Source organism: Streptomyces sp. NPDC005195, from assembly GCF_040608315.1.
Lineage (GTDB): Bacteria > Actinomycetota > Actinomycetes > Streptomycetales > Streptomycetaceae > Streptomyces > Streptomyces kaempferi.
Genome location: NZ_JBEXHZ010000015.1, coordinates 113,674 through 137,117 on the forward strand (window position 1 = coordinate 113,674; position 23,444 = coordinate 137,117).

The 23,444-nt window shown below is 72.5% G+C and carries 20 protein-coding genes; 10 read left to right on the top strand and 10 right to left on the bottom strand.

Annotation, left to right across the window (positions count from 1 at the left end):
• Nucleotides 1-58: 58 nt before the first annotated feature.
• Together ABZV34_RS18480 and ABZV34_RS18485 are read left to right on the top strand one after the other, a co-directional pair.
• Complete coding sequence (locus tag ABZV34_RS18480; RefSeq protein ID WP_356277230.1) at nt 59-955, top strand: hypothetical protein; 897 nt, start codon at nt 59-61, stop codon at nt 953-955.
• A 100-nt stretch (nt 956-1,055) separates the two neighbouring features.
• Entirely contained in the window at nt 1,056-2,285 is a 1,230-nt protein-coding gene (locus ABZV34_RS18485) for an ankyrin repeat domain-containing protein (protein WP_356277233.1), read from the top strand.
• A gap of 166 nt (nt 2,286-2,451) precedes the next feature.
• Here the strand turns inward: ABZV34_RS18485 and ABZV34_RS18490 are convergent, their stop codons facing one another.
• From ABZV34_RS18490 to ABZV34_RS18500, 3 genes are all read right to left on the bottom strand, one after another.
• Entirely contained in the window at nt 2,452-2,967 is a 516-nt protein-coding gene (locus ABZV34_RS18490) for a hypothetical protein (RefSeq protein WP_356277236.1), read from the bottom strand.
• Nucleotides 2,968-3,137: 170 nt separating this feature from the next.
• Nucleotides 3,138-4,085 (bottom strand): SDR family oxidoreductase, encoded by a 948-nt coding sequence (locus tag ABZV34_RS18495; RefSeq protein WP_356277239.1) that lies wholly within the window; start codon nt 4,083-4,085, stop codon nt 3,138-3,140.
• Between the two features lies 1 nt (nt 4,086).
• On the bottom strand, nt 4,087-4,845 hold the full coding sequence (locus ABZV34_RS18500) for an SDR family oxidoreductase (protein ID WP_356277344.1): 759 nt from the start codon (nt 4,843-4,845) through the stop codon (nt 4,087-4,089).
• 148 nt (nt 4,846-4,993) lie between these two features.
• Here ABZV34_RS18500 and ABZV34_RS18505 point away from each other — a divergent pair, with 148 nt between their 5' ends.
• From ABZV34_RS18505 to ABZV34_RS18520, 4 genes are read left to right on the top strand one after another with little or no spacing between them, the layout of a single operon-like run.
• Nucleotides 4,994-5,881 carry an enoyl-CoA hydratase family protein gene (locus ABZV34_RS18505; RefSeq protein WP_356277242.1) on the top strand — a complete coding sequence of 296 codons (888 nt, stop codon included), beginning with the start codon at nt 4,994-4,996 and terminating at the stop codon, nt 5,879-5,881.
• Nucleotides 5,878-6,735, top strand: coding sequence for a CoA-transferase (locus ABZV34_RS18510; protein ID WP_356277244.1), 858 nt, complete (start codon nt 5,878-5,880; stop codon nt 6,733-6,735). The genes ABZV34_RS18505 and ABZV34_RS18510 overlap by 4 nt, the downstream gene beginning before the upstream one ends.
• Complete coding sequence (locus tag ABZV34_RS18515; protein ID WP_356277246.1) at nt 6,732-7,505, top strand: CoA-transferase; 774 nt, start codon at nt 6,732-6,734, stop codon at nt 7,503-7,505. The genes ABZV34_RS18510 and ABZV34_RS18515 overlap by 4 nt, the downstream gene beginning before the upstream one ends.
• A complete protein-coding gene (locus ABZV34_RS18520) occupies nt 7,505-8,662 on the top strand; it encodes a nitronate monooxygenase (protein WP_356277249.1) in 1,158 nt (385 codons plus the stop codon). The genes ABZV34_RS18515 and ABZV34_RS18520 overlap by 1 nt, the downstream gene beginning before the upstream one ends.
• Nucleotides 8,663-8,834: 172 nt before the next feature.
• Here the strand turns inward: ABZV34_RS18520 and ABZV34_RS18525 are convergent, their stop codons facing one another.
• The 3 genes from ABZV34_RS18525 to ABZV34_RS18535 all read right to left on the bottom strand — a co-directional run bounded on the left by ABZV34_RS18525 (nt 8,835) and on the right by ABZV34_RS18535 (nt 11,508).
• On the bottom strand, nt 8,835-9,992 hold the full coding sequence (locus ABZV34_RS18525; protein WP_356277252.1) for an acetyl-CoA C-acetyltransferase: 1,158 nt from the start codon (nt 9,990-9,992) through the stop codon (nt 8,835-8,837).
• A 22-nt stretch (nt 9,993-10,014) separates the two neighbouring features.
• Complete coding sequence (locus ABZV34_RS18530; protein ID WP_356277255.1) at nt 10,015-10,626, bottom strand: TetR/AcrR family transcriptional regulator; 612 nt, start codon at nt 10,624-10,626, stop codon at nt 10,015-10,017.
• Between the two features lie 90 nt (nt 10,627-10,716).
• Nucleotides 10,717-11,508, bottom strand: coding sequence for an SDR family oxidoreductase (locus tag ABZV34_RS18535; RefSeq protein WP_356277258.1), 792 nt, complete (start codon nt 11,506-11,508; stop codon nt 10,717-10,719).
• Between the two features lie 60 nt (nt 11,509-11,568).
• Here ABZV34_RS18535 and ABZV34_RS18540 point away from each other — a divergent pair, with 60 nt between their 5' ends.
• Both ABZV34_RS18540 and ABZV34_RS18545 read left to right on the top strand, forming a co-directional pair.
• Nucleotides 11,569-12,708 (top strand): acyl-CoA dehydrogenase family protein, encoded by a 1,140-nt coding sequence (locus tag ABZV34_RS18540; protein ID WP_356277261.1) that lies wholly within the window; start codon nt 11,569-11,571, stop codon nt 12,706-12,708.
• On the top strand, nt 12,708-13,676 hold the full coding sequence (locus ABZV34_RS18545; RefSeq protein ID WP_356277264.1) for an acyl-CoA dehydrogenase family protein: 969 nt from the start codon (nt 12,708-12,710) through the stop codon (nt 13,674-13,676). Before ABZV34_RS18540 ends, ABZV34_RS18545 begins: the two co-directional genes overlap by 1 nt.
• Before the next feature lie 47 nt (nt 13,677-13,723).
• On the opposite strand, the gene ABZV34_RS18550 is transcribed toward ABZV34_RS18545, so the two are convergent.
• Both ABZV34_RS18550 and ABZV34_RS18555 read right to left on the bottom strand, forming a co-directional pair.
• Complete coding sequence (locus tag ABZV34_RS18550; RefSeq protein ID WP_356277267.1) at nt 13,724-14,308, bottom strand: HutD family protein; 585 nt, start codon at nt 14,306-14,308, stop codon at nt 13,724-13,726.
• Nucleotides 14,305-15,024 carry a VWA domain-containing protein gene (locus ABZV34_RS18555; RefSeq protein WP_356277270.1) on the bottom strand — a complete coding sequence of 240 codons (720 nt, stop codon included), beginning with the start codon at nt 15,022-15,024 and terminating at the stop codon, nt 14,305-14,307. Before ABZV34_RS18555 ends, ABZV34_RS18550 begins: the two co-directional genes overlap by 4 nt.
• Before the next feature lie 276 nt (nt 15,025-15,300).
• On the opposite strand from ABZV34_RS18555, the gene ABZV34_RS18560 reads away from it, so the two are divergent.
• Together ABZV34_RS18560 and ABZV34_RS18565 are read left to right on the top strand one after the other, a co-directional pair.
• On the top strand, nt 15,301-16,176 hold the full coding sequence (locus tag ABZV34_RS18560) for a rhomboid family intramembrane serine protease (protein ID WP_356277347.1): 876 nt from the start codon (nt 15,301-15,303) through the stop codon (nt 16,174-16,176).
• A gap of 135 nt (nt 16,177-16,311) precedes the next feature.
• On the top strand, nt 16,312-17,160 hold the full coding sequence (locus ABZV34_RS18565; protein WP_356277272.1) for a chitosanase: 849 nt from the start codon (nt 16,312-16,314) through the stop codon (nt 17,158-17,160).
• Nucleotides 17,161-17,271: 111 nt separating this feature from the next.
• Here the strand turns inward: ABZV34_RS18565 and ABZV34_RS18570 are convergent, their stop codons facing one another.
• The gene (locus tag ABZV34_RS18570) at nt 17,272-18,732 is read right to left on the bottom strand and encodes a glutamate synthase subunit beta (protein WP_356277274.1); all 1,461 of its coding nucleotides are present in this window, start codon (nt 18,730-18,732) and stop codon (nt 17,272-17,274) included.
• On the bottom strand, nt 18,725-23,233 hold the full coding sequence (gene gltB / locus ABZV34_RS18575; RefSeq protein ID WP_356277350.1) for a glutamate synthase large subunit: 4,509 nt from the start codon (nt 23,231-23,233) through the stop codon (nt 18,725-18,727). Before gltB ends, ABZV34_RS18570 begins: the two co-directional genes overlap by 8 nt.
• Nucleotides 23,234-23,444: the final 211 nt, after the last annotated feature.

Sequence of the window (23,444 nt, forward strand, 5' to 3'; positions counted from 1 at the left end):
GCGGCGGAACCCGGCTTAGAGTGGAGTGCGGACGGCGGCGTCTTCAGGGGGTGCGGACGTGGCGAACGGCGGACCCGTCGAGCACGGCTACCCGCACCTGGACACGGTGCGGGCCTCGATCACCGCGCTCTACAGACGGCTCTCGTACGACACCCTCCATACCTTCGCGACCAGCGTGGCCCCCGTCGACGTGGCCTTCGGCGACACCGACGACCTGTACCTGGGAGCGCAGCGGGTGGCCCGCGAGATGGTGCGCCACTACCGTCTGCCGGACGCCCGGATGATCATCGGCTTCCGTGAGATGACCCATGCGGCGAACGTCGAACTCACGGCGGGCCCGGAGTACTTCGTCGAACTCAACGACCGCTTCCGCACCCATCGCAGGGACATCGGCGCCGCACTCGCCCACGAGGTGATGCATGTCTATCTGCACCGCCTCGACCTCTCCTTCACCGGCACCCGTGACAACGAGATCCTCACGGACACCGCCGCGACGTACCTCGGGGCGGGCTGGCTGCTGCTCGACGCCTACCGCGAGGACGCCGCCTCCTCGCAGAAGCTCGGCTATCTCACCCCCGAGGAGTTCGGCTACGTCCTCGCCAAACGCGCCCTGGTCTTCGGCGAGGACCCCTCCGTCTGGTTCACCAGTCCGCAGGCCTACACCGCGTACACGAAGGGCATGGCGAAGGCCCGCGGGGACGAGCAACAGCCCCCGCTGACCGCGGCCGGCTGGGCGGGCCGCCGCCGCTACGCCAAGGACCGGCGCCACGCCCAGGACCACCCCGGCCCCGGCCCGCACTCCGAAGTCCCCTACGCGTTCACCCCGGACGGCCGCGGCCCGCTGCGCGTCTCCTTCCCCTGTCCGACCTGCCACCAGCGGATCAGGGTGCCGGTACGGGGGCGGGTGCGGGCGCGCTGCACGCTGTGCGGGACGGTGCTGGAGTGCGACACGTAGGGGGATGCCGCGGCGCGAGGGGCGTGCGGTATCCGCGGGGTGAGTCAGAACACCCCAAAAGGCTTTGCCTCGCACCTCCTTCAGGAGCGAGGGTCGAAGGATGAGCACGAACGACCCCGCGGCGCGTCTCCTCACCGCTGTGTACGAGGGTGACAAGGACGCGGTGGTGCGGCTGCTGCGCGCCGGTGCGAGCCCGGAGTCGGTGGACGCGGAGGGCGAGACGGCGCTGTATCTGGCCGCGGTCAGCGACCGGCCGGACGTCGTACGGCTGTTGCTGGCCGCGGGCGCCGACCCGGACCGGCTCAGCCAGGGCACGGACGCACCGCTGTGCGGGGCTGCCTGCGGCGGCCACACGGAGGTCGTACGGGCCCTGCTCGCGGCGGGCGCGAGTCCCGACCGTGTGGAGGGGTTCGGATTCACGGCGCTGACCTGGGCGGTGCAGCAGGGCCGGGCCGCGGTGGTGACCGAACTGCTCACGGCCGGCGCGGACCCCGACCGGCCGGGACCGACGGGTGAACCCCCGATCGTGGCGGCGGCCCGCCGCGGCTCTCCGGGCTGTGTCCGCGCGCTCCTGCAGCGGGGAGCGCGGGAGCGGTCCGCGGCACTCGCCGAGGCGCATCGCTGGCTGGCCGTCGACGTGGAGGCCACGCTCCGCGCCGGCTTGGAGCGGACCTACGGTCCCGGCCACCCGACGGCCGTGCACCGCTACCCGGAGGACGGCGGTATCACCGTCGAGGTGCAACTCCTCGACCCCGCCGGGCACCCCGTGTCCGGCAACGATCAGCAGACCGGTCACGCCGCCATCGCCACCCTCCTGGAGACATCCCTGGGCATCGCCGCCCCCGCCCCGGAGCTCGCCGCCCGCGCCCTGCGCCGCGCCGACCCCGCCGACGACGACTGGACCGAGGCGGCGACGGCTCTCGGCCTGCGCGGCGACGAGGACACGTTCCGTGCGGCGGTGCTGTGGTGCCGCGGCACCGATCCGCTCCGGCAGGCATTCGGGGCCGACGTGCTGGGCCGGTCCCGCGCGCCTCGAAGCCGGCAGGTGCTGCGCGAACTCGCCCGCGAGACCGGGCATCCCGTGGTCGCGCGGGCCGCCGTCGCCGCCCTGGGCCGCCGCGCGGACCCGGCCGCGCTCCCCGAAGTCCTGCGCCACGCGGCACACCCGGAGGCCGCGGTGCGCGCGGCGGTCGCCGACGCGCTGGCCGGACTGCTGGCCGCCGGCCACACCGAAGGCATGGCACAACTCCGCACGCTCGCCGAGGACCACGACACCGAGGTCCGCGCACGGGCGGTACACGCGCTGACGGTGCCGCGCGGGGAGAGCTGACCGACAGGACGAGCGCACCAACGGACAGGACGGACCGGCGGGGAGACCCGGCCGGGGCTCGGCCCGCCCTCCGGAAGCCGGGGACAGCCGGTCCTCGCCCACGAACCGCTCGCCCGCACGCGCGAACCGCCCGTCCTCCTCGCGCGCGGCGGGGCCGCCGACGGGCTCAGGCCCCGACCGGTATCGCTGCGGGGGTAGCGACCCGGCGCGCTCTGACACGCACCACCGCGAGCCGGCACACGACCTGGGCCAGAGCCATCAGAAGCAGTGCGGCGGTCCACGCGTCGGCCCCGGTGATCAGATGGTCGCGGCTGAACCGCGCGATACCGCCGGCACCGCCGTGGGTGGCCCAGAACTCGAATCCGGCGCGGGCGGCCATGCCGACGATCCACAGGAGCGCGGCGGCCGCCCCGGCCCTGGCGATCGCGACCCCGTCGGCCGCCCGGCCGAGCCGGGTGGCCGCACCGCAGGCGAGGCCCAAGGCCGCGCCCGCGGCGACGGTGACGGCATCGAGGCGGAGGTCGTGCCCCTCGGTCGGGAAGGACTTGAGGTAGTACGCGGCCGCGGCGGCGACGGCGGCCAGCGGCGCCAGTGTGTGGAGCAGGGTCATGCGGGTGCCGCGGATCTGCGGGATCACGAGAAGGATGAGAGCCGCGGAGATGATGTAGTCGGTCGTCGTCATGTCTTCGAGACTGCCGTTCACGGCGCCGCACGTCCTCAACCACCGGGTTGAGCACGGGTGGGTTTCCGGCCTCCACCCAGGGGTTGAGACCGGTGAACGCGCAGGCCGGCGAACGTGCGAGCCGACGACGGTGCGGGCCGGCAAACGCGCGGCCCGGCGGGACGGGCCCGTCAGCGGCCTCCCGCCGGCTCCCCCGCCGCGCCGCCCGCTCCGTACACCGCGCCGGGTTCCTCCGCGCGCGCCAGGAGTTCCAGGGCCGTGTCACCGGCCTCGGAGGGGCTTCGGCGGGCTCCGCTGTCCGCACCCGGTCCCGGCCGCCAGCCCTCCATGACGGTGATGCGGCCCCCCTCGGTCTCGAAGACGCGTCCGGTGACACCGGCACTCGCGTCCGCCCCGAGCCACACGACCAGCGGCGACACGTTCTCGGGCGCCATCGCGTCGAAGGAGCCGGCGTCCGGTGCCGCCATCTCCTGGGCGAAGGCGCGTTCGGTCATCCGGGTCCGGGCCGCGGGCGCGATCGCGTTGACCTGGACGCCGTAACGCCCCAACTCGGCGGCGGCGACCAGGGTCAGCCCGATGATCCCGGCCTTGGCGGCGCTGTAGTTGCCCTGCCCGAGCGAGCCCAGCAGCCCGGCCCCGCTGCTCGTGTTGACGACCCGGGCCCGCGGCGTCCGCCCCGCCTTCGCCTCCGCCCGCCAGTGCGCCGCCGCGTGCTTCAGGGGCAGGAAGTGGCCCTTGAGGTGGACGCGCAGGACGGCGTCCCAGTCCTCCTCGTCGAGGTTGACGAGCATCCGGTCGCGCAGGAAGCCCGCGTTGTTGACGAGGGTGTCGAGGCGTCCGTACGTCTCCAGGGCGGTGCGCACCAGGGACGCGGCGCCCGCGGCGGTGGCGATGTCGCCTCCGTGGGCCACCGCCTCGCCGCCCGCCGCGCGGATCTCCGCCACGACCCGCGCGGCCGGGCCGTCCGCACCCGGCGAGCCGTCCAGCCCGACCCCGAGGTCGTTCACGACGATCCGCGCTCCCTCGGCGGCGTACGCGAGCGCGTGCGCCCGGCCGAGTCCGCGCCCCGCGCCGGTGACGATCACGACCCGTTCCCCGCACAACAGCGGTCCGCTCATCTCAGTCCTCCTGGTAGGTCGGATCGGCCCTGTTGACGGTCGCGGCGTCGAGGAAGGCGGGCCGCTCCCCTCCCCCGTGGACGAGGAGCGAGGCCCCGGTGATGTAAGCGGCGGAGTCCGACGCGAGGAAGACGGCGGCCTCGCCGACGTCGGACGGGTCGGCGAGACGGCCGAGCGGGACCGTCCGGGAGACGGCGGCGACGCCCTGCTCGCCGCCGTAGTGGAGGTGGGACAGCTCGGTGCGGACCATGCCCACGACGAGGGTGTTCACCCTGATGTCGGGGGCCCACTCGACGGCCATCGAACGGGCCAGGTTCTCCAGGCCCGCCTTGGCCGCCCCGTAGGCCGCCGAACCGGGCGACGGGCGCGTCCCGCTCACACTGCCGATCATCACGATCGATCCCCCGGCCCGCCTGAGGTGCGCGTACGCGGCGAGCGAGGCGGTCAGCGGCGCGACGAGGTTGAGCTCGATCACACGCGCGTGCCGGTCGGCGCCGGCCTCGGCCAGGGGGCGGTACGGGGCACCGCCGGCGTTGTTGACCAGGACGTCGAGCCGGGGCAGCGCGCCGAAGAAGGTGTGCACGGCGGTCGGGTCGCGCAGGTCGACCGGGACGAACTCCGTCCCGGCGACGGGCACTTCGGGGGGTCTGCGGGCACACACCAGCACCTTCGCGCCCGCCTTGACGAAGGCCCGCGCGATCCCGGCCCCGACCCCACGGGTTCCCCCGGTGACGACGACGGTCCGCCCGCCGACATCCAAGCCGTCCATGCCGTCCGAGCCGTCCGAGTCGTCCACGGTGTCCGAGCCGTCCACGTTGTCCACAGGGCCTCCCGCGCGGATGCATTCGCTGCTAGCTTCGAGACTGCGTGCCTAACAAACGTTTGGTGGGAAGGTAGCTGATGCGTCCATGGGTGTCTCCACCTCGTCCCCGGAAAAAGGGATCGTCGTCGTCACGGTCGACTTCCCGCCGGTGAACGCGCTGCCGGTGCGCGGCTGGTTCGACCTCGCCGACGCCGTGCGCGCCGCGGGCCGCGACCCAGGGACACGGTGTGTCGTGCTGACGGCCGGCGGGCGCGGTTTCAACGCGGGCGTGGACATCAAGGAGATGCAGCGGGAGGCCCGGGAGACCGGGGGCCACCACGCGCTCGTCGGGGCGAACCGCGGCTGCTTCGAGGCCTTCGCCGCGGTCTACGAGTGCGAGGTGCCGGTCGTCGCGGCGGTCCACGGATTCTGCCTGGGTGGCGGAATCGGGCTGGTGGGGAACGCGGACGCGATCGTGGCGAGCGAGGACGCCACCTTCGGGCTGCCCGAGCTGGACCGCGGCGCTCTCGGCGCGGCCACCCACCTGGCCCGTCTGGTCCCGGGGCACCTGATGCGCGCGCTGTACTACACCGCGCGCACGGCGACCGCGGCCGAGCTGCACGCGCACGGCTCGGTGTGGAAGGTCGTACGGCGCGAGGAGCTCCGGGACGCCGCCCTGGAGCTGGCACGCGAGATAGCCGCCAAGGACGGCGAGTTGATCAGGCTCGCCAAGGCCGCTCTCAACGGCATCGACCCCGTGGACGTACGCCGCAGCTACCGCTTCGAACAGGGCTTCACCTTCGAGGCGAACCTCAGCGGAGTCGCCGACCGCGTCCGCGGCACGTTCGGCCGACAGGCCGCGGAGGCCGCCACGGGGACCGCGGAAACCCCACGGCACGGGGCACACGGCGCACCCGGGGAGCACGAGAGGTACGGAACACCCGAGGATCACGGAAGGCACGGGGAGCACGGGGAGCAGGAGGCCTGCCAGTGAGTGACAAGACCATGTCGGCGGACGAGGCCGTCGCCCGCCTCGAGAGCGGAATGACGCTGGGCATCGGCGGCTGGGGTTCGCGCCGCAAGCCGATGGCCCTGGTCAGAGCGCTGCTTCGGACCGGGATCTCCGATCTCACCGTCGTGTCGTACGGAGGTCCGGACGTCGGCCTGCTCGCCGCCGCCGGACGCATCCGCAAGCTGGTCACCGCCTTCACCACCCTCGACTCCATCCCCCTCGAACCGCACTACCGCGCGGCGCGCGAGAGCGGCGCCCTCGAGCTGGCGGAGGTCGACGAGGCGATGTTCATGTGGGGGCTGCGCGCCGCCGCGAACCGCCTCCCCTTCCTGCCGGTGCGCGCGGGAATCGGCTCGGACGTGATGCGGGTCAACCCCGGGCTGCGGACCGTCACTTCCCCGTACGAGGACGGGGAGACGTTCGTCGCCATGCCCGCCCTCCGCCTGGACGCGGCCCTGGTCCACATGAACCGCGCGGACCGCGCGGGCAACGGCCAGTACCTCGGCCCGGACCCGTACTTCGACGACCTGTTCTGCGAGGCGGCCGACACGGCGTACGTCTCCTGCGAGCAGCTCGTCGACCACCTCGGCACCGCCGCGCTCAGCAAGGAGGCCGCGCCGCAGACGCTGCTGCTGAACCGGTCGAGCGTGACGGGTGTCGTCGAGACGCCGAACGGCGCGCACTTCACCTCATGCGCCCCCGACTACGCGCGCGACGAACCCTTCCAGAAGCTGTACGCCACCACACCGTACGACCGGTTCGCCGAGCGTTTCCTCGCCGGTGACGAAGAGACGTACCAGTCCGCCGTGCGGACCTGGCACAAGGAGCGGCGATGAGCCCTGTCCCCGCGGTCACCCGCGCCGAGTACTGCGTGATCGCCTGTGCCGAGGCCTGGCGGGACAACGGCGAGGTACTCGCCAGCCCCATGGGCACGATCCCGTCCATCGGCGCTCGCCTCGCCCGGCGCACCTTCTCCCCCGACCTGCTGATGACCGACGGTGAGGCCCTGCTGGTCGGCCTCGACGGCACCCCCGAGGGCTGGCTGCCGTACCGCCGGCATCTCACCGCGGTGACCGGCGGACGCCGGCACGTGATGATGGGCGCGAGCCAGATCGACCGTTTCGGCAACCAGAACATCTCCTGCGTCGGGGACTGGGCCCGGCCGCGCCGCCAACTGCTCGGCGTGCGCGGCGCGCCGGTCAACACCCTGAACAACCCGACCAGTTACTGGATCCCGAAGCACTCCCGGCGGGTCTTCGTCGAGCGGGTCGATCTGGTGTGCGGGGTGGGGTACGACCGGGCCGCCGCCGCGGGCCCGAGCGCCACCCGCTTCCACCGCATCCCGCGGGTGGTGAGCGATCTCGGCGTCCTCGACTTCGCCACACCCGACCACTCCATGCGTCTGGCCTCACTGCATCCGGGCGTCACCGTGGAGGAGGTGCGGGAGGCCACGGGCTTCGAGCTGTCCGTGCCCGCCGAGGTGCCGTACACCCGCGAACCGAGCCCGCTGGAGCTGGAGCTGATCCGTGCGGTGATCGATCCGGGCGGTGCCCGGGAGCGCGAGGTCGCGGGGCCGGCCCCGCGCGCCGGGGAGGCCGGGCACTGATGGAGACCGCGCTCACCCGTCTCGTCGGGGTCCGTCATCCGGTCGTCCAGACCGGCATGGGCTGGGTCGCGGGGCCCCGGCTGGTCTCCGCCACGGCGAACGCGGGCGCGCTGGGCGTCCTGGCCTCCGCGACGATGACCCTCGACCACCTGCGGGACGCGGTACGGGAGGTCAAGTCCCGTACGGACGCGCCGTTCGGGGTGAATCTGCGGGCCGACGCGGGGGACGCGGGCGAGCGGGTGCGGATCATCGTCGAGGAGGGGGTGCGGGTCGCGTCGTTCGCCCTCGCGCCCTCCCGGGAGCTGATCGCCGAGCTGAAGGAGGCGGGGGTGGTCGTCGTGCCCTCCGTCGGGGCGCGCCGGCACGCGGAGAAGGTGGCCGCGTGGGGCGCGGACGCGGTGATCGTGCAGGGCGGCGAGGGCGGCGGACACACCGGCGAGGTGGCGACGACGGTGCTGCTGCCGCAGGTGGTGGACGCCGTGGACATCCCGGTGGTGGCGGCGGGCGGATTCCACGACGGGCGGGGGCTGGTCGCGGCGCTGGCCTATGGCGCGGCGGGCATCGCGATGGGGACGCGTTTCCTGCTCACCTCCGACTCCACCGTCCCGGACACGGTGAAGGCGGCGTATCTGGCGGCGGCGGTCGGGGACGTCACGGTCACGAGAGCCGTCGACGGACTGCCGCACCGCATGCTGCGTACGGAGTTCGTCGGCTCCCTGGAGCGGGCCGGCCGTGCGCGGGCGCTCGTCCGGGCGGTGCGCCGGGCGGCGGTCTTCCGGCGGGTCTCCGGTCTCTCCTGGCCCGGGATGGTCCGTGACGGCCTCGCGATGAGGCACGGCAGGGACCTGACCTGGAGCCAGGTGCTGCTCGCCGCGAACACGCCGATGCTCCTCAAGGCGGCGATGGTGGACGGGCGTACGGATCTGGGGGTGATGGCGTCGGGGCAGGTCGCGGGGGTGATCGAGGATCTGCCGTCGTGCGCGGAGCTGGTCGAGGGGCTGATGTCGCAAGCGGGGGCGGTTCTCCAGGAACTTCGAGAGCTCCAGGAGTTCCAAGAGCTCCAGGGGCCCCGGGGCCGCCAGGGCCTTTCCGCGCACACCGTGCGTACACACTCCGGTACACGCTCGGCGGATGACCGAGACGCTGAGCGTCCGTGAGGCCCGTGCCCGGCCGGCCGGGATCCTGGGCGGCGCCGAGGCCGGGGAATCCCGGTGATCACCCGCAGAGGTGCACGAGTCGGCGCCGTCGTACCCGTAGAGGTTCTGGACGCGGTAGACCGGGAGCGGCGGTCAGAGGCGGTCAGAGGCGGTCAGAGGCGGTCAGAGGCGGTCAGAGGCGTTCGATGATCGTCACGTTCGCCTGGCCGCCGCCCTCGCACATGGTCTGCAGGCCGAACCGGCCGCCCGTGCGCTCCAGTTCGTGCAGAAGCGTCGTCATCAGCTTCACTCCGGTGGCGCCGAGCGGGTGACCGAGGGCGATCGCGCCGCCGTTGACGTTGACCTTCCCGGGGTCGGCTCCGGTCTCCTTCAGCCAGGCGAGGACGACCGGGGCGAAGGCCTCGTTGATCTCGACGAGGTCGATGTCCCCGAGGGACATGCCGGTCTTCTTCAGGGCGTACGCGGTGGCCGGGATGGGCGCCGACAGCATACGGATCGGGTCCTCGCCCCGCGCGGAGAGATGGTGGACGCGGGCCCGCGGGGTCAGACCGTGTTCGCGTACCGCCCGCTCCGAGGCGAGCAGCATCGCGGCGGCGCCGTCGGAGACCTGGGAGGAGCAGGCGGCGGTGATGGTGCCGCCCTCGACGACCGGTGCGAGGGCGGCCATCCTCTCCGGCGAGGTGTCACGGCGCGGGCCCTCGTCGGCCGTGACCTCGCCGTAGGGGACGGTCTCGCGTGCGAAGCGGCCCTCGTCGAGGGCGCGCAGCGCCCGCTGGTGGGAGCGGAGCGCGAACTCCTCCTGGTCGCGGCGGCTGATGCCCCATTTGGCGGCGATCAGTTCGGCGCCGTGGAACTGGTTGACGGGCCGGTCGCCGTACCGCGCCCGCCAGCCCTCGCTGCCGGCGAAGGGGCCGTCGGTGAGGCCGAGGGGCTCGGCGGCCCGCCGGGAGGCGAAGGCGATGGGGATCAGGCTCATGTTCTGGACGCCGCCCGCGACCACCAGGTCCTGGGTGCCGGACAGGACCGCCTGGGCCGCGAAGTGCACGGCCTGCTGGGAGGAGCCGCACTGCCGGTCGACGGTGACACCCGGTACCTCCTCGGGGAGTCCGGCCGCCAGCCAGCAGGTGCGGGCGATGTCCCCGGCCTGGGGTCCCACGGTGTCCAGGCAGCCGAGGACGACGTCCTCGACGGCGGCCGGGTCCACGCCGGAGCGCTCGACCAGCGCCCTGAGGACGTGCGCGCCGAGGTCGGCCGGGTGGACGGCGCTGAGGCCTCCCCCGCGCCGTCCGACGGGCGTGCGGACCGCTTCGACGATGTAGGCCTCGGCCATGACGACTCCTCCGCAGACGGGGCTAGGGACGTACGGAGATCCCGTCCAGCACCATCGACAGGTACTGCCGGGCGATCTCCTCCGGGCTGTGCTGTCCGCCGGGCCGGTACCAGGACGCGGCGACCCAGACGGTGTCGCGCACGAACCGGTAGGTGAGCCGGATGTCGAGGTCGGACCGGAAGGCCTCGGCGGCGACGCCCCGCTCCAGCGTGCTCAGCCAGGCCTTCTCGAAGTTGCGCTGCGATTCGGCGAGGAACGCGAAGCGCTGCTGGGCGGCGAGGTGCCGGGACTCCTTCTGGTAGATCGCGACGGCGGCCCGGTGCCGGTCGATCTCCCGGAAGGACTCGGTGACCAGTGCCTCCAGGGTTTCCCGGGGGCCGAGTCCGGCGGCGAGGACGGTGTCGTAGCCGTCCCAGAGCTCGTCGAGGAAGGTCCGCAGGATCTCCTCCAGCATCGATTCCTTGGAGTCGAAGTGGTAGTAGAGGCTGCCCGCGAGCATCCCGGCCTGGTCCGCGATCCTGCGTACGGTGGTGGCGTTGTAGCCCTGCTCGGCGAAGACCTCGGCGGCGAGGCCGAGGATTTCACGGCGCCGCTGGGGGGTGGCGGTCACCTGGGGCTTCTTCTTGGTAGGCACCGTTCCATTGTGGTGCTGGTGCCGCGGCGGACAGCGTTCGCCCCGTCGCGGCCCCCGGTCTTCGACGGGCCGACGTCGCCTGCCGCGGCCCTAGGCATGCTGGCTGCTGACGGCGACGACTTCACCGGTCATGTACGAGGAGTAGCCGGACGCCAGGAACACGATGACGTTGGCCACCTCCCAGGGTTGCGCGTACCGGCCGAAGGCCTCACGGCCCGTCAGTTCCTCCAGGAGTTCGGGGGTGGTCACCTTCGCGAGGTGCGGGTGCATGGCGAGGCTCGGGGACACCGCGTTGACCCGGACCCCGTAGGCGGCGGCCTCGATCGCCGCGCAGCGGGTGAGCGCCATGACCCCGGCCTTGGCGGCGGCGTAGTGCGCCTGGCCCGCCTGGGCGCGCCAGCCGACGACGGAGGCGTTGTTCACGATCACCCCGCCGCCGGACCGCTCCCTGAAGTGCCGCAGTGCGGCGCGGGTGCACCGGAAGGTGCCGCCCAGGGTCACGTCGAGGACCTTCGACCACTGTGCGTCGGTCATGTCGACCAGGGCCGAGGTGCCGCCGAGCCCGGCGTTGTTGACGACGACGTCCAGTCCGCCGTGAAGCTCGTCCGTCCGCGCGAACAGGGCCTCCACCTGTTCCTCGTCCGTCACGTCGCAGGGCAGCGCGGAGACGTTCCCGGTGCCGAACTCGGCGGCCAGGGCCGCCTCGCTCTCCTTGAGGCGGCGGACGTGCGCGTCGCTGATGACCACCCGCGCGCCCTCCTCGAGGAATCTGCGCGCCGTGGCCCCGCCGATGCCCGCGCCCGCGGCGGCCGTGACGACGGCGGTGCGCCCCTTCAGCAGCCCGTGCCCGGGTTCGTAGTCGGGAGTCTCGACGTCGCTCATACTCCCAGGCTAACCTACCAAACACTTGTTAGGGAAGCTCGCCGTCGAGAGGTGCCGTCGATGGATCTCACGCACTCCCCCGCCGACGAGGCGTTCCGCGCCGAGGTCCGGGGCTGGCTCACCGCTCATGTGCCGAGCGCCCCGCTCCCCTCCCTGGAGACCGAGGAGGGTTTCGCCGCCCACCGCGCGTGGGAGGCCGAACTGGCCGCGGACCGCTGGTCGGTGGTGTCCTGGCCCGCGGCGTACGGCGGCCGGGACGCGGACATCGTGCGCTGGCTGGTGTTCGAGGAGGAGTACTACGCGGCGGGCGCGCCGGGCCGTGTCACCCAGAACGGCATCAACCTGCTGGCGCCCTGCCTCTTCGAGCACGGCACACCGCGACAGCGCGCCCGGGTGCTGCCCTCCATGGCCACCGGTGAGGTCGTCTGGGCGCAGGCCTGGTCCGAGCCGGAGGCCGGGTCCGACCTGGCGTCCCTCACCTCCCGCGCGGTGCGCGCCGACGGGGGCTGGCTGCTGAGCGGCCAGAAGACCTGGTCGTCGCGCGCCGCGTTCGCCGACCGCGCGTTCGGGCTGTTCCGCAGCGATCCCGACACGCCGAAACCCCACCAGGGGCTGACCTATCTGATGTTCGGACTGCGGGCCCCCGGCGTCACGGTCCGGCCGATCGGGCGGCTCGACGGGAAGCCCGCCTTCGCCGAGATCTTCCTGGACGAGGTCTTCGTCCCCGACGAGGACGTGATCGGCGAGCCCGGCCAGGGCTGGCGGATCGCCATGTCGACGGCCGGAGACGAACGCGGGCTGCGGCTCCGCTCCCCGGGCCGCTTCCTGGCCGCCGCGGACCGGCTGTTCGCCCTGTGGCGAAGCCGGGACAGCCCGGCGTGGGCCGCCGAGCGGGTGGCGGACGCGGTGATCGGCGCCCGCGCCTACCAGTTGTTCGCCTACGCCCTCGCCTCCCGCTTCCTCGACGGCGAGGCCATCGGCCCGGAGGCCAGCCTGAACAAGGTCTTCTGGTCCGAGTACGACATCGCGCTGCACGAGACCGCGCTCGATCTCCTGGGCCAGGAGGGCGAGACGGCGGACACGGACTGGTCCGAGGGCTACGTGTTCTCCCTGGCCGGCCCGATCTACGCCGGTACCAACGAGATCCAGCGCGACATCGTCGCCGAGCGTCTGCTCGGCCTGCCGAAGGGCCGCCGCTGATGCGCTTCCTCCTCGATGCCGAACAGCGGGCGTTCGCCGGTTCCCTCGACGCGATGCTGACGGCCGCGGACACGCCGTCGGTCGTACGGGACTGGAGCCGGGGCGAGCACGGCAGCGGCCGTGCGCTGTGGTCCCGTCTCGGCGCGGCAGGCGTGTTCGCGCTGGCGGTACCGGCCGCCCACGCGGGAATGGGCCCGCTCCCGGTGGAACTGGCGGTGGGCTTCGTCGAGCTGGGCCGGCACGCGGTGCCGGGCCCGTTGGCGGAGACGGTCGCGGCGACCGCCCTGCTGGCGCAACTGGCGGACCCCGGCCCCGCCGGGCGGCTGCTTCCGGCACTGGTCTCGGGCGAGGCGTCGGCGACCGTGGCCCTCGACGGTTCGTACGCGCTGGACGGCGACACGGCGGACGTCCGCCTCGCCCTGACGGCCGGCGAACTGCGGCTGGCCCCCGGCCACGGCCCGGTGCGCGGCTGTCTGGACCCGGCCCGCCGCCTCACCCCGCTGACGACGGGCGGCGCACTCCTGTCCGCCGCGCCTCCCGTGGAGCACGCCCTCACCTGGGCCCGGCTCGCCACCGCCGCCCAGGCCCTCGGCGTCGGTCTCGCGCTCCTCGACCGGACGGTCGCCCACGTCGGGCGCCGCACCCAGTTCGGTGTCCCCATCGGCTCCTTCCAGGCCGTCAAGCACCGGCTCGCCGACGCGAGGAAGGCCCTGGAGTTCGCGCGCCCGCTGCTCTTCGGAGCGGCCCTGACCATGGCGCCCGCCGAGGTCGCCGCCGCCAAGGTCACCGCCTGCGAGGCGGCGTACACCACCGCGCGCGCCGCACTCCAACTGCACGGCGCGATCGGCTACACCGCCGAGTACGACCTGTCGCTGTGGCTGGCCAGGGCCCGCGCCCTGCGCACCGCATGGGGCGGCCCCGCCGAGTGCCGGGCGGCCGTCCTCGCCGGTCGTGCCGCCCGGCCGTGATCACCCGGCACTCCTCCGGTTCTTCCCGGCGACCAGGCGACCCGGTGTCACGGGCCTGCCGGTGCGGGAAGCGGGGCCCGTCCGGCGAGCCGGACGACGGCGGTGCGGCCGGCCGGCCGCAGCACGGCGTCCTCGCCGGTCAGCAGCGCGGCGTCGTACCGGCCCAGGGTCAGCCCGGCCACCTCCGCGCTCCCGTCGAGCGCCACGATCAGCACCGCCGGGGCCGCCGGCACGGCGACCTCCGCACCGCCGTGCACGACCGTGACGGCGGGGGTCGCCCCCTCGCCCCTGCGCCACATGACGTTGAGGTTCACGACCGGGCCCCCGAGCAGACGACAGTCGGTGGGCAGGTCGCCGGGGAACGACCGGGGCACGAAGGGCGTGTCCACCCGGCGGTGTTCGCCGCCGACGGTCAGGTCCATCCCCGCGCCCTCGACCATCGTGAGGGTCCGGTCCACCCCGGCGAACGACGAGAACGGGCCGTCGGCGCCGACGTCGGCGAGGCTCACCCGCCACCGGAAGTCGTCCATGCCGGCGTCCTCGGGCCCCGCGGCGATCTCCCGCGTCACCCCGCCGCCGTTCTTCCAGGGCACCGCCACACGCCCGGCGGCGGCCAGCAGCCGTACGGTCACCGCACGATCCCCAGGGCCCGCGCCGCCGCCAGCCACTGCGGGAACTCGCCGACGATCCGGTCGTAGAGCTCTTCGTCGCCCAGCTCCAGGGGATCCGCACCTGCGTGGAAGAAACCGGCGTTGTCGACCGCCCGTTTCTTCGGGACGGCCAACTCGTCGAGCTTGCGCAGGAAGTCGAACTGCTTGCTGTCCGGGTCACCGAACCCTATGAACTGCCAGAACAGCGGAAGCTTCGCCGCCTTGCACAAGTACCGTTCGGCGGCGGGCTTGTCGACCGGTCCGCCGTCGGTCTGGAAGACCACGAGGGCGGGGTCCTCGGAGCCGCTGTCGAGGTAGTGGTCGATGACCGCGTCCATGGCCAGGTGGTAACTGGTCCTGCCCATGTGCCCGAGCCCGGCGACGATCCGCGCCACCCGCCCCTGGTGGTCCTCGAGCGCGATGTCGGTGACCGCGTCGATGTCGGTGGAGAAGAAGACCACCGGAACCGTGCCGTCGTCGTCGAGATGCGCCGACAGGCCGAGCACCCGGTCGGCGAGCGCCTGCACACTGCCGTCGAGGTAGTACGGCTTCATCGACCCGGAGTAGTCGACCACCAGGTACACCGCGGCCCGCTGCCCGCCCAGTCCGTGCCGGGCGAGGGAGACACCGGCGGTCTTGTACAGACTGACCAGCGCGGGCGCGGTCTCCGCCACCTTGCTGAGACTGATCCCGGGCATTCGGGCTCTCTTCCGTCGGGCTTCGGTGCGGTGAGCTGGGCGGGAGTGCCGAGATTACGTCACCACAACGGCCCCCTGCCGTCCCACCCGTACCCCCGTGTTCGCTATTTTGTTCGCCGCCGACCCCACCGGCTCACCGTTCCCCTCCCGCATGTCCGTACCGCCAAGGAGCCGGCCGTGGAATCCGAGTCCACCGAACCCACCGCGTCAGCCCAACCCGCCGCGTCAGCCGGCCCGGCCGAGCCCGCCGTCACCACCTGCTACCGCCACCCCAGGGTGGAGTCGTACGTACGCTGCACCCGCTGCGACCGCTACATCTGCCCCGCCTGCATGCGCGAGGCGGCCGTCGGCCACCAGTGCGTGGAGTGCGTGAAGGAGGGCGCCCGCTCCGTCCGGCAGACCCGCACGGCGTTCGGCGGCCGGATCTCGACGGTTCCCGTGGTGACGTACGTCCTGATCGCGCTGAACGTGCTGGCCTACCTGGGCGAGCTGGTGCGCCCGGCGATCGTGGACCGGTTCGAGATGCTGGGCGCGGGGCTGACGGGACCGGACGGCGGACACTACCTCTGGCAGGCACAGCACTCCGCCGGCTTCCGTCCCGAAGGCGTGGTCGACGGCGAGTGGTACCGGATGCTGACCAGTGCCTTTCTCCATCTGCCGCCCACCGAGGGCACGTTCGGGATCCTGCACATCGTGATGAACATGGTCTCGCTGTGGAACCTGGGCCGGGTGGTGGAGGCCCAGCTCGGCCGGGTCCGCTACGTCGCCCTGTACCTGCTGTCGGCGCTCGGCGGCTCCGTCCTGGTGCTGCTGATCGCGCCGGACCAGCCCACGCTCGGCGCGTCGGGTGCGATCTTCGGACTGGGCGCCGCCTACTACGTCATGGCCCGGCGCCTGGGCGCGGACATGAACGCCGTCAACCGGTTCATGGCGGGCCTGCTGTTGTGGCTGCTGATCTCGGCGGGACTCACCTCCTGGCAGGGCCACCTCGGCGGACTGCTGGCCGGCGGTGTGGTCACCCTCGCCTACGCGTACGCACCCCGTGACAGCCGGCGCGCCCTCGTCCAAGGCGCCGTGTGCGCCGGGCTGTTGGTGCTGCTGGTGGTTCTGGCCGTCGGAAAGGCTTCCGCGCTGAGGAACGGGGCGGGCTGAGGAACGCGGCCGGCTGAGGAACCGAGCGGTCCGGGGCCGCTACGGGCCACGGGGCACGGGGCACGGGGCACGGGGCGAACGCCGACCGTGGCGACACCGGGCCGGGTCCGTCCCGGCGGTCTCTACGCTGGGGGCATGAAACGCGCACGTCTCCTTCTGCTCGCGGTCCTTCCCCTGGTCGCGGTGGCGCTCTACTTCGTCGTCCCCGGGCTGCCGGGCTCGGGCGAAGCGGCCGGGTCCCCTGGCCGGCAGGGCGCCGGGCGGCCGGGAGGCGCCGGCCTCGCCGCGCCGGACAAGAAGGAGCTGGCCCAGGAGATCGTGGCGAGCGCCGAGAACTCCACGCTGGACTGGCGCAGCGCGTACGGCTACATCCAGGACATCGGCGACGGCCAGGGTTACACGGCGGGCCTTATCGGCTTCTGCACCGGCACCCACGACCTGCTCGTCCTGGTCGAGCGCTACACGAAGGACCACCCGGACAACGGCCTCGCCCGTTATCTGCCCGCGCTGCGCGGGGTCGACGGCACCGACTCCCACGAGGGACTCGACCCGGGCTTCCCGGCGGCCTGGCGCGCGGAGGCCGCGGTGGCCGCCTTCCGGAAGGCCCAGGACGCCGAGCGCGACCGCGTCTACTTCGATCCCGCGGTCCGCCGCGCCAAGCTCGACGGCCTGGGCACGCTGGGGCAGTTCGTCTACTACGACGCGATGGTCATGCACGGCCCGGGCACCGGCCCCGACAGCTTCTACGGGCTGCGCAGACGCGCCATGGCCCAGGCCGACACCCCTGCCGAGGGCGGCTCCGAGAAGTCCTACCTCGACATCTTCCTGGACATCCGCCGCACCACGATGAAGTCCGAGAGCGCCCACCACGACACGACCCGCGTCGACACGGCCCAGCGGAAGTTCCTGTACGACGGCAACCTCGGCCTGGACACACCGCTCGAGTGGAAGGTGTACGGGGAGACGTACAGGGTCGCGCGGTAGCCGGCCGGGCCGGGACGCACCACGGCGCCCACCACAGTCCGGTCGGGGACAAGGCGGGCGCCGCGTTCAGTTCCGTACGCCTTTGTACGGGACGTCTGTTGGGGTGGAGCGTCAGACCATCAGGGAACGGTCCGTGGGGCGGATCGGGGCCGGCAGGTCGCTGGCGCCCGTCAGGAAGCGGTCGACCCCGCGGGCGGCCGAACGGCCCTCCGCGATGGCCCACACGATCAGGGACTGGCCGCGGCCCGCGTCACCGGCAACGTACACGCCGGGCACGTTGGTCGCGAAGTCGGCGTCGCGGGCGATGTTACCGCGCGCGTCCAGTTCCAGGCCGAACTGCGCGACCACGCCGTTCTCGACGTCGGTGCCGGTGAAGCCCATCGCCAGGGTGACCAGCTGGGCGGGGATCCTGCGCTCCGTGCCGGGCTTCTGGTTCAGCCTGCCGTCGGCGAACTCGACCTCGGAGAGGTGCAGCCACTGGACGTTGCCGTCCTCGTCGCCCTCGAAGTGGGTGGTGGAGACCGCGTAGACACGGTCGCCGCCCTCCTCGTGCGCGGAGGTGACCTTGTAGAGCATGGGGAACGTCGGCCAGGGCTGGCCGGGGCTGCGCTCCTCGCCCGGACGGGGCATGATCTCGAGCTGCGTGACCGAGGCCGCGCCCTGGCGGTGGGCGGTGCCCACACAGTCCGCGCCCGTGTCGCCGCCGCCGATGACCACGACGTGCTTGCCCTCGGCCGTGATCGGGGGCGCCACGTAGTCGCCCTCCTGGACCTTGTTGGCCAGCGGCAGGTACTCCATGGCCTGGTGGATGCCCTTGAGTTCGCGGCCGGGCACCGGCAGGTCCCGCGCGGTCGTGGCACCGGCGGCGATGACCACCGCGTCGTACCGCTTGCGCAGGTCGGTCGCCTTGAGGTCGCGGCCGATCTCGATGCCCGTGCGGAAGCGGGTGCCCTCCGCGCGCATCTGCTCGATACGGCGGTTGATGTGCCGCTTCTCCATCTTGAACTCGGGGATGCCGTAGCGCAGCAGGCCGCCGACGCGGTCGGCGCGCTCGTAGACGGCGACCGTGTGGCCGGCCCGGGTCAGCTGCTGGGCGGCGGCCAGGCCCGACGGGCCGGAGCCGATGACCGCGACGGTCTTGCCCGACAGTCGCTGGGGGATCTGCGGGGCGACGTCCCCGCTGTCCCACGCCTTGTCGATGATCGAGACCTCGACGTTCTTGATGGTCACGGCGGGCTGGTTGATGCCGAGCACACACGCCGACTCGCACGGGGCGGGGCACAGCCGGCCCGTGAACTCCGGGAAGTTGTTCGTGGCGTGCAGACGCTCGGACGCGGCCCCCCAGTCCTCGCGGTAGGCGTAGTCGTTCCACTCGGGGATCAGGTTCCCCAGCGGACAGCCGTTGTGGCAGAACGGGATACCGCAGTCCATGCAGCGGCCGGCCTGCTGGGAGATGATCGGGAGCAGCGCGCCCGGGACGTAGACCTCGTTCCAGTCCCTGACGCGTTCCTCGACGGGGCGGGTCCTGGCGACCTCGCGGCCGTGGTTCAAAAAGCCCTTGGGATCAGCCATTGGTCGCCGCCTCCATCATCTTCTCGGTGATCTCGGACTCGGTGAGTCCGGCTCGCTCGGCGGCGTCCTTGGCGGCGAGCACTGCCTTGTACGCGCGGGGGATGATCTTGCTGAAGCGGCCGGCCGCGGTGTCCCACTCGGCCAGGAGCTTCCCGGCGACCGTCGAGCCGGTCTCCTCCTGGTGGCGGCGCACCACGGCGCGCAGCCACTGCTTGTCGGTGTCGTCGAGTTCCTCGACGGCGCCCGCGTTGCCGGCGTTGACGTTGTCGCGGTCGAGGTCGACGACGTAGGCGATGCCGCCGGACATGCCGGCCGCGAAGTTGCGTCCCGTCTCGCCGAGGACGACGGCGTGGCCGCCGGTCATGTACTCGCAGCCGTGGTCGCCCACGCCCTCGGAGACCACCGTCGCGCCGGAGTTGCGGACGCAGAAGCGCTCGCCGGTGCGGCCGCGCAGGAAGAGTTCGCCGCCCGTCGCGCCGTACGCGATGGTGTTGCCCGCGATCGTCGAGTACTCGGCGAGGTGGTCGGCGCCCCGGTCGGGACGGACGACGATCCGGCCGCCGGAGAGGCCCTTGCCGACGTAGTCGTTGGCGTCGCCCTCCAGGCGCAGGGTGACGCCGCGCGGCAGGAAGGCGCCGAAGGACTGGCCCGCCGATCCCGTGAAGGTAATGTCGATGGTGTCGTCGGGCAGGCCCGCGCCGCCGAACTTCTTCGTCACCTCGTGGCCGAGCATGGTGCCGACCGTGCGGTTGATGTTGCGGATCGCGACCTGGGCGCGGACCGGCTGGGCGTCGGCCTGGGAGTTGGCGGCCAGGGCGTCGGCGGCAAGCTTGATCAGCTCGTTGTCGAGAGCCTTCTCCAGGCCGTGGTCCTGCGCGATGACCTGGTGGCGCACCGCGCCCTCGGGCAGCTCGGGCACGTGGAAGAGCGGGGACAGGTCCAGGCCCTGCGCCTTCCAGTGGTCGACGGCCCGGGTGACGTCGAGGTGCTCGGCGTGGCCGACGGCCTCCTCGATGGTGCGGAAGCCCAGCTCGGCGAGGATCTCGCGGACCTCTTCGGCGATGAACTTGAAGAAGTTCACGATGTACTCGGCCTTGCCGGCGAACCGGTCACGCAGTACCGGGTTCTGGGTGGCGATGCCGACCGGGCAGGTGTCCAGGTGGCAGACGCGCATCATGACGCAGCCGGAGACGACGAGCGGCGCGGTCGCGAAACCGAACTCCTCGGCGCCGAGCAGCGCGGCGATGACGACGTCGCGGCCGGTCTTCAGCTGGCCGTCGGTCTGGACGACGATGCGGTCGCGCAGGCCGTTGAGCAGCAGGGTCTGCTGGGTCTCGGCGAGACCGAGCTCCCAGGGGCCGCCCGCGTGCTTGAGCGAGGTGAGCGGGGAGGCGCCGGTGCCGCCGTCGTGGCCGGAGATGAGGACCACGTCCGCGTGGGCTTTGGAGACACCCGCCGCGACCGTGCCGACGCCGACCTCGGAGACCAGCTTCACGTGGATGCGGGCCTGCGGGTTGGCGTTCTTGAGGTCGTGGATCAGCTGGGCCAGGTCCTCGATGGAGTAGATGTCGTGGTGCGGCGGCGGGGAGATGAGGCCCACGCCGGGGGTGCTGTGCCGGGTCTTGGCGACCCAGGGGTACACCTTGTGGCCGGGCAGCTGGCCGCCCTCGCCGGGCTTGGCGCCCTGCGCCATCTTGATCTGGATGTCGTCGGCGTTGACCAGGTACTCCGACGTCACACCGAAGCGGCCGGAGGCGACCTGCTTGATGGACGAGCGGCGCGCCGGGTCGTACAGCCGGTCCGCGTCCTCGCCGCCCTCGCCGGTGTTGGACTTGCCGCCCAGCTGGTTCATGGCGATGGCGAGGGTCTCGTGCGCCTCCTTGGAGATGGAGCCGTACGACATGGCGCCGGTGGAGAAGCGCTTGACGATCTCGCTGACGGGCTCGACCTCGTCGACCGGGATCGACGCGCGGCCGGAGGTGAAGCCGAACAGGCCGCGGAGCGTCATCAGGCGCTCGGACTGCTCGTTCACCCGGTCCGTGTACTTCTTGAAGATGTCGTAGTCGCCGGAGCGCGTCGAGTGCTGGAGGCGGAAGACCGTCTCCGGGTCGAACAGGTGCGGCTCGCCCTCGCGGCGCCACTGGTACTCGCCGCCTATGTCGAGGGCGCGGTGCGCGGGCGCGATGCCGGAGGCCGGGTAGGCCTTGGCGTGCCGGGCGGCGACCTCCTTGGCGATGACGTCGAGACCGGCGCCGCCGATCTTCGTCGCGGTGCCGCTGAAGTACCTGCCGACGAACTCGGCGTCCAGCCCGACGGCCTCGAAGACCTGCGCGCCGCGGTAGGAGGCGACGGTGGAGATGCCCATCTTGGACATGACCTTGAGGACGCCCTTGCCGAGCGCGTAGATCAGGTTGCGGATGGCCTGCTCGGCCTCGATGCCCCGCAGGAAGGTGCCGGCGCGGACCAGGTCCTCGACCGACTCCATCGCCAGGTACGGGTTGACCGCGGCGGCGCCGAAGCCGATGAGGAGGGCCACGTGGTGGACCTCGCGGACGTCGCCCGCCTCGACCAGCAGACCCACCTGGGTGCGCTGCTTGGTACGGATGAGGTGGTGGTGGACGGCCGCGGTCAGCAGCAGCGAGGGGATCGGGGCGTGCTCGGCGTCCGAGTGCCGGTCCGAGAGCACGATCAGGCGGGCGCCGTTGTCTATGGCGGCGTCGGTCTCGGAGCAGATCTCCTCGATCCGCGCGGCCAGCGAGTCGCCGCCGCCGGAGACGCGGTAGAGGCCGGAGAGCGTGGCGGCCTTCATGCCGGGCATGTCGCCGTCGGCGTTGATGTGGATGAGCTTGGCCAGCTCGTCGTTGTCGATCACCGGGAAGGGCAGGGTGACGCTGCGACAGGAGGCGGCCGTGGGCTCCAGGAGATTGCCCGCGGGACCGAGTGAGGAGCGCAGGGAGGTGACCAGCTCTTCACGGATCGCGTCCAGCGGCGGGTTGGTGACCTGCGCGAAGAGCTGGGTGAAGTAGTCGAAGAGGAGGCGGGGGCGCTGCGACAGGGCGGCGATCGGCGTGTCCGTGCCCATCGAGCCGATCGGCTCGGCGCCGGCGGCGGCCATCGGCGCGAGGATGATCCGCAGCTCCTCCTCGGTGTAGCCGAAGGTCTGCTGGCGGCGGGTGACCGAGGCGTGGGTGTGCACGATGTGCTCGCGCTCGGGGAGGTCGGAGAGCTCGATCTCGCCGGCCTCCAGCCACTCCGCGTAGGGGAGGTCGGCGGCGAGGCCCGCCTTGATCTCGTCGTCCTCGATGATGCGGTGCTCGGCGGTGTCGACGAGGAACATGCGGCCGGGCTGGAGGCGGCCCTTGCGGACGACCTTCGCGGGGTCGATGTCGAGGACGCCGACCTCTGAGCCGAGGACGACGAGGCCGTCGTCGGTGACCCAGTAGCGGCCGGGGCGCAGACCGTTGCGGTCGAGGACCGCGCCGACCTGGGTGCCGTCGGTGAAGGTGACGCAGGCCGGGCCGTCCCAGGGCTCCATCATCGTGGAGTGGAACTGGTAGAAGGCGCGCCGGGCCGGGTCCATGGAGGCGTGGTTCTCCCACGCCTCGGGGATCATCATCAGCACGGAGTGCGGGAGCGAGCGGCCGCCGAGGTGGAGGAGTTCGAGCACCTCGTCGAAGGAGGCCGAGTCGGAGGCGTCCGGCGTGCAGACGGGGAAGATCCGCTCCAGGCCCTTGTCGCCGAACAGGTCGGAGACCAGCTGGGACTCGCGGGCCTTCATCCAGTTGCGGTTGCCCTTGACCGTGTTGATCTCGCCGTTGTGCGCGACGAAGCGGTACGGGTGGGCGAGCGGCCAGCTCGGGAAGGTGTTGGTGGAGAACCGGGAGTGCACGAGCGCGATCGCGGAGGCGAAGCGGCGGTCGGACAGGTCCGGGAAGAAGGGTTCGAGCTGGCCGGTGGTCAGCATGCCCTTGTAGACGATGGTGCGCGCGGAGAGCGACGGGAAGTAGACGCCGGCCTCGCGTTCGGCGCGCTTGCGCAGCACGAACGCCTTGCGGTCGAGGTCGATGCCCTCGCTGACGCCGTCGGTCACGAAGATCTGGCGGAAGACGGGCATCGTGGAGCGGGCGGTCGCGCCGAGGAGTCCGGGGGCGACGGGTACCTGGCGCCAGCCGACGACGGTCAGGTTCTCTTCGGCGGCGATCGTCTCGATCCGTGAGACGGCGTCCTCGGTGCCGTCGCCGGGAAGGAAGGCGATGCCGACCGCGTAGGCACCGGCCCCGGGCAGCTCGAATCCGGCCACCTCGCGGAGGAACGCGTCCGGGACCTGGGACAGGATGCCCGCGCCGTCGCCCGAGTCGGGCTCGGCGCCGGTGGCACCACGGTGTTCCAGGTTGCGCAGCACGGTGAGCGCCTGCTCGACCAGCGCGTAGCTCGCCTCGCCGGTGAGGGTGGCCACGAAGCCGACGCCGCAGGCGTCGTGCTCGTTGCGGGGGTCGTACATACCCTGAGCAGCAGGGCGAGCATCCATGAAGGACCAGTTCTGGCCATGCGTGGAGTGCTGGGACGGCTGGCGCGGCGAACGCATCGGCTCTCCCGTCGTCGTCGTGGCTGGGGGCACCTCCCAGCGCTTCGAAGGCGTCTGGGGGAGCGTGTGCCGAGGGACGACGTTGGCCCTCTGCTGGGGGGATGCAAAATTTCGTGCAGGTTACATG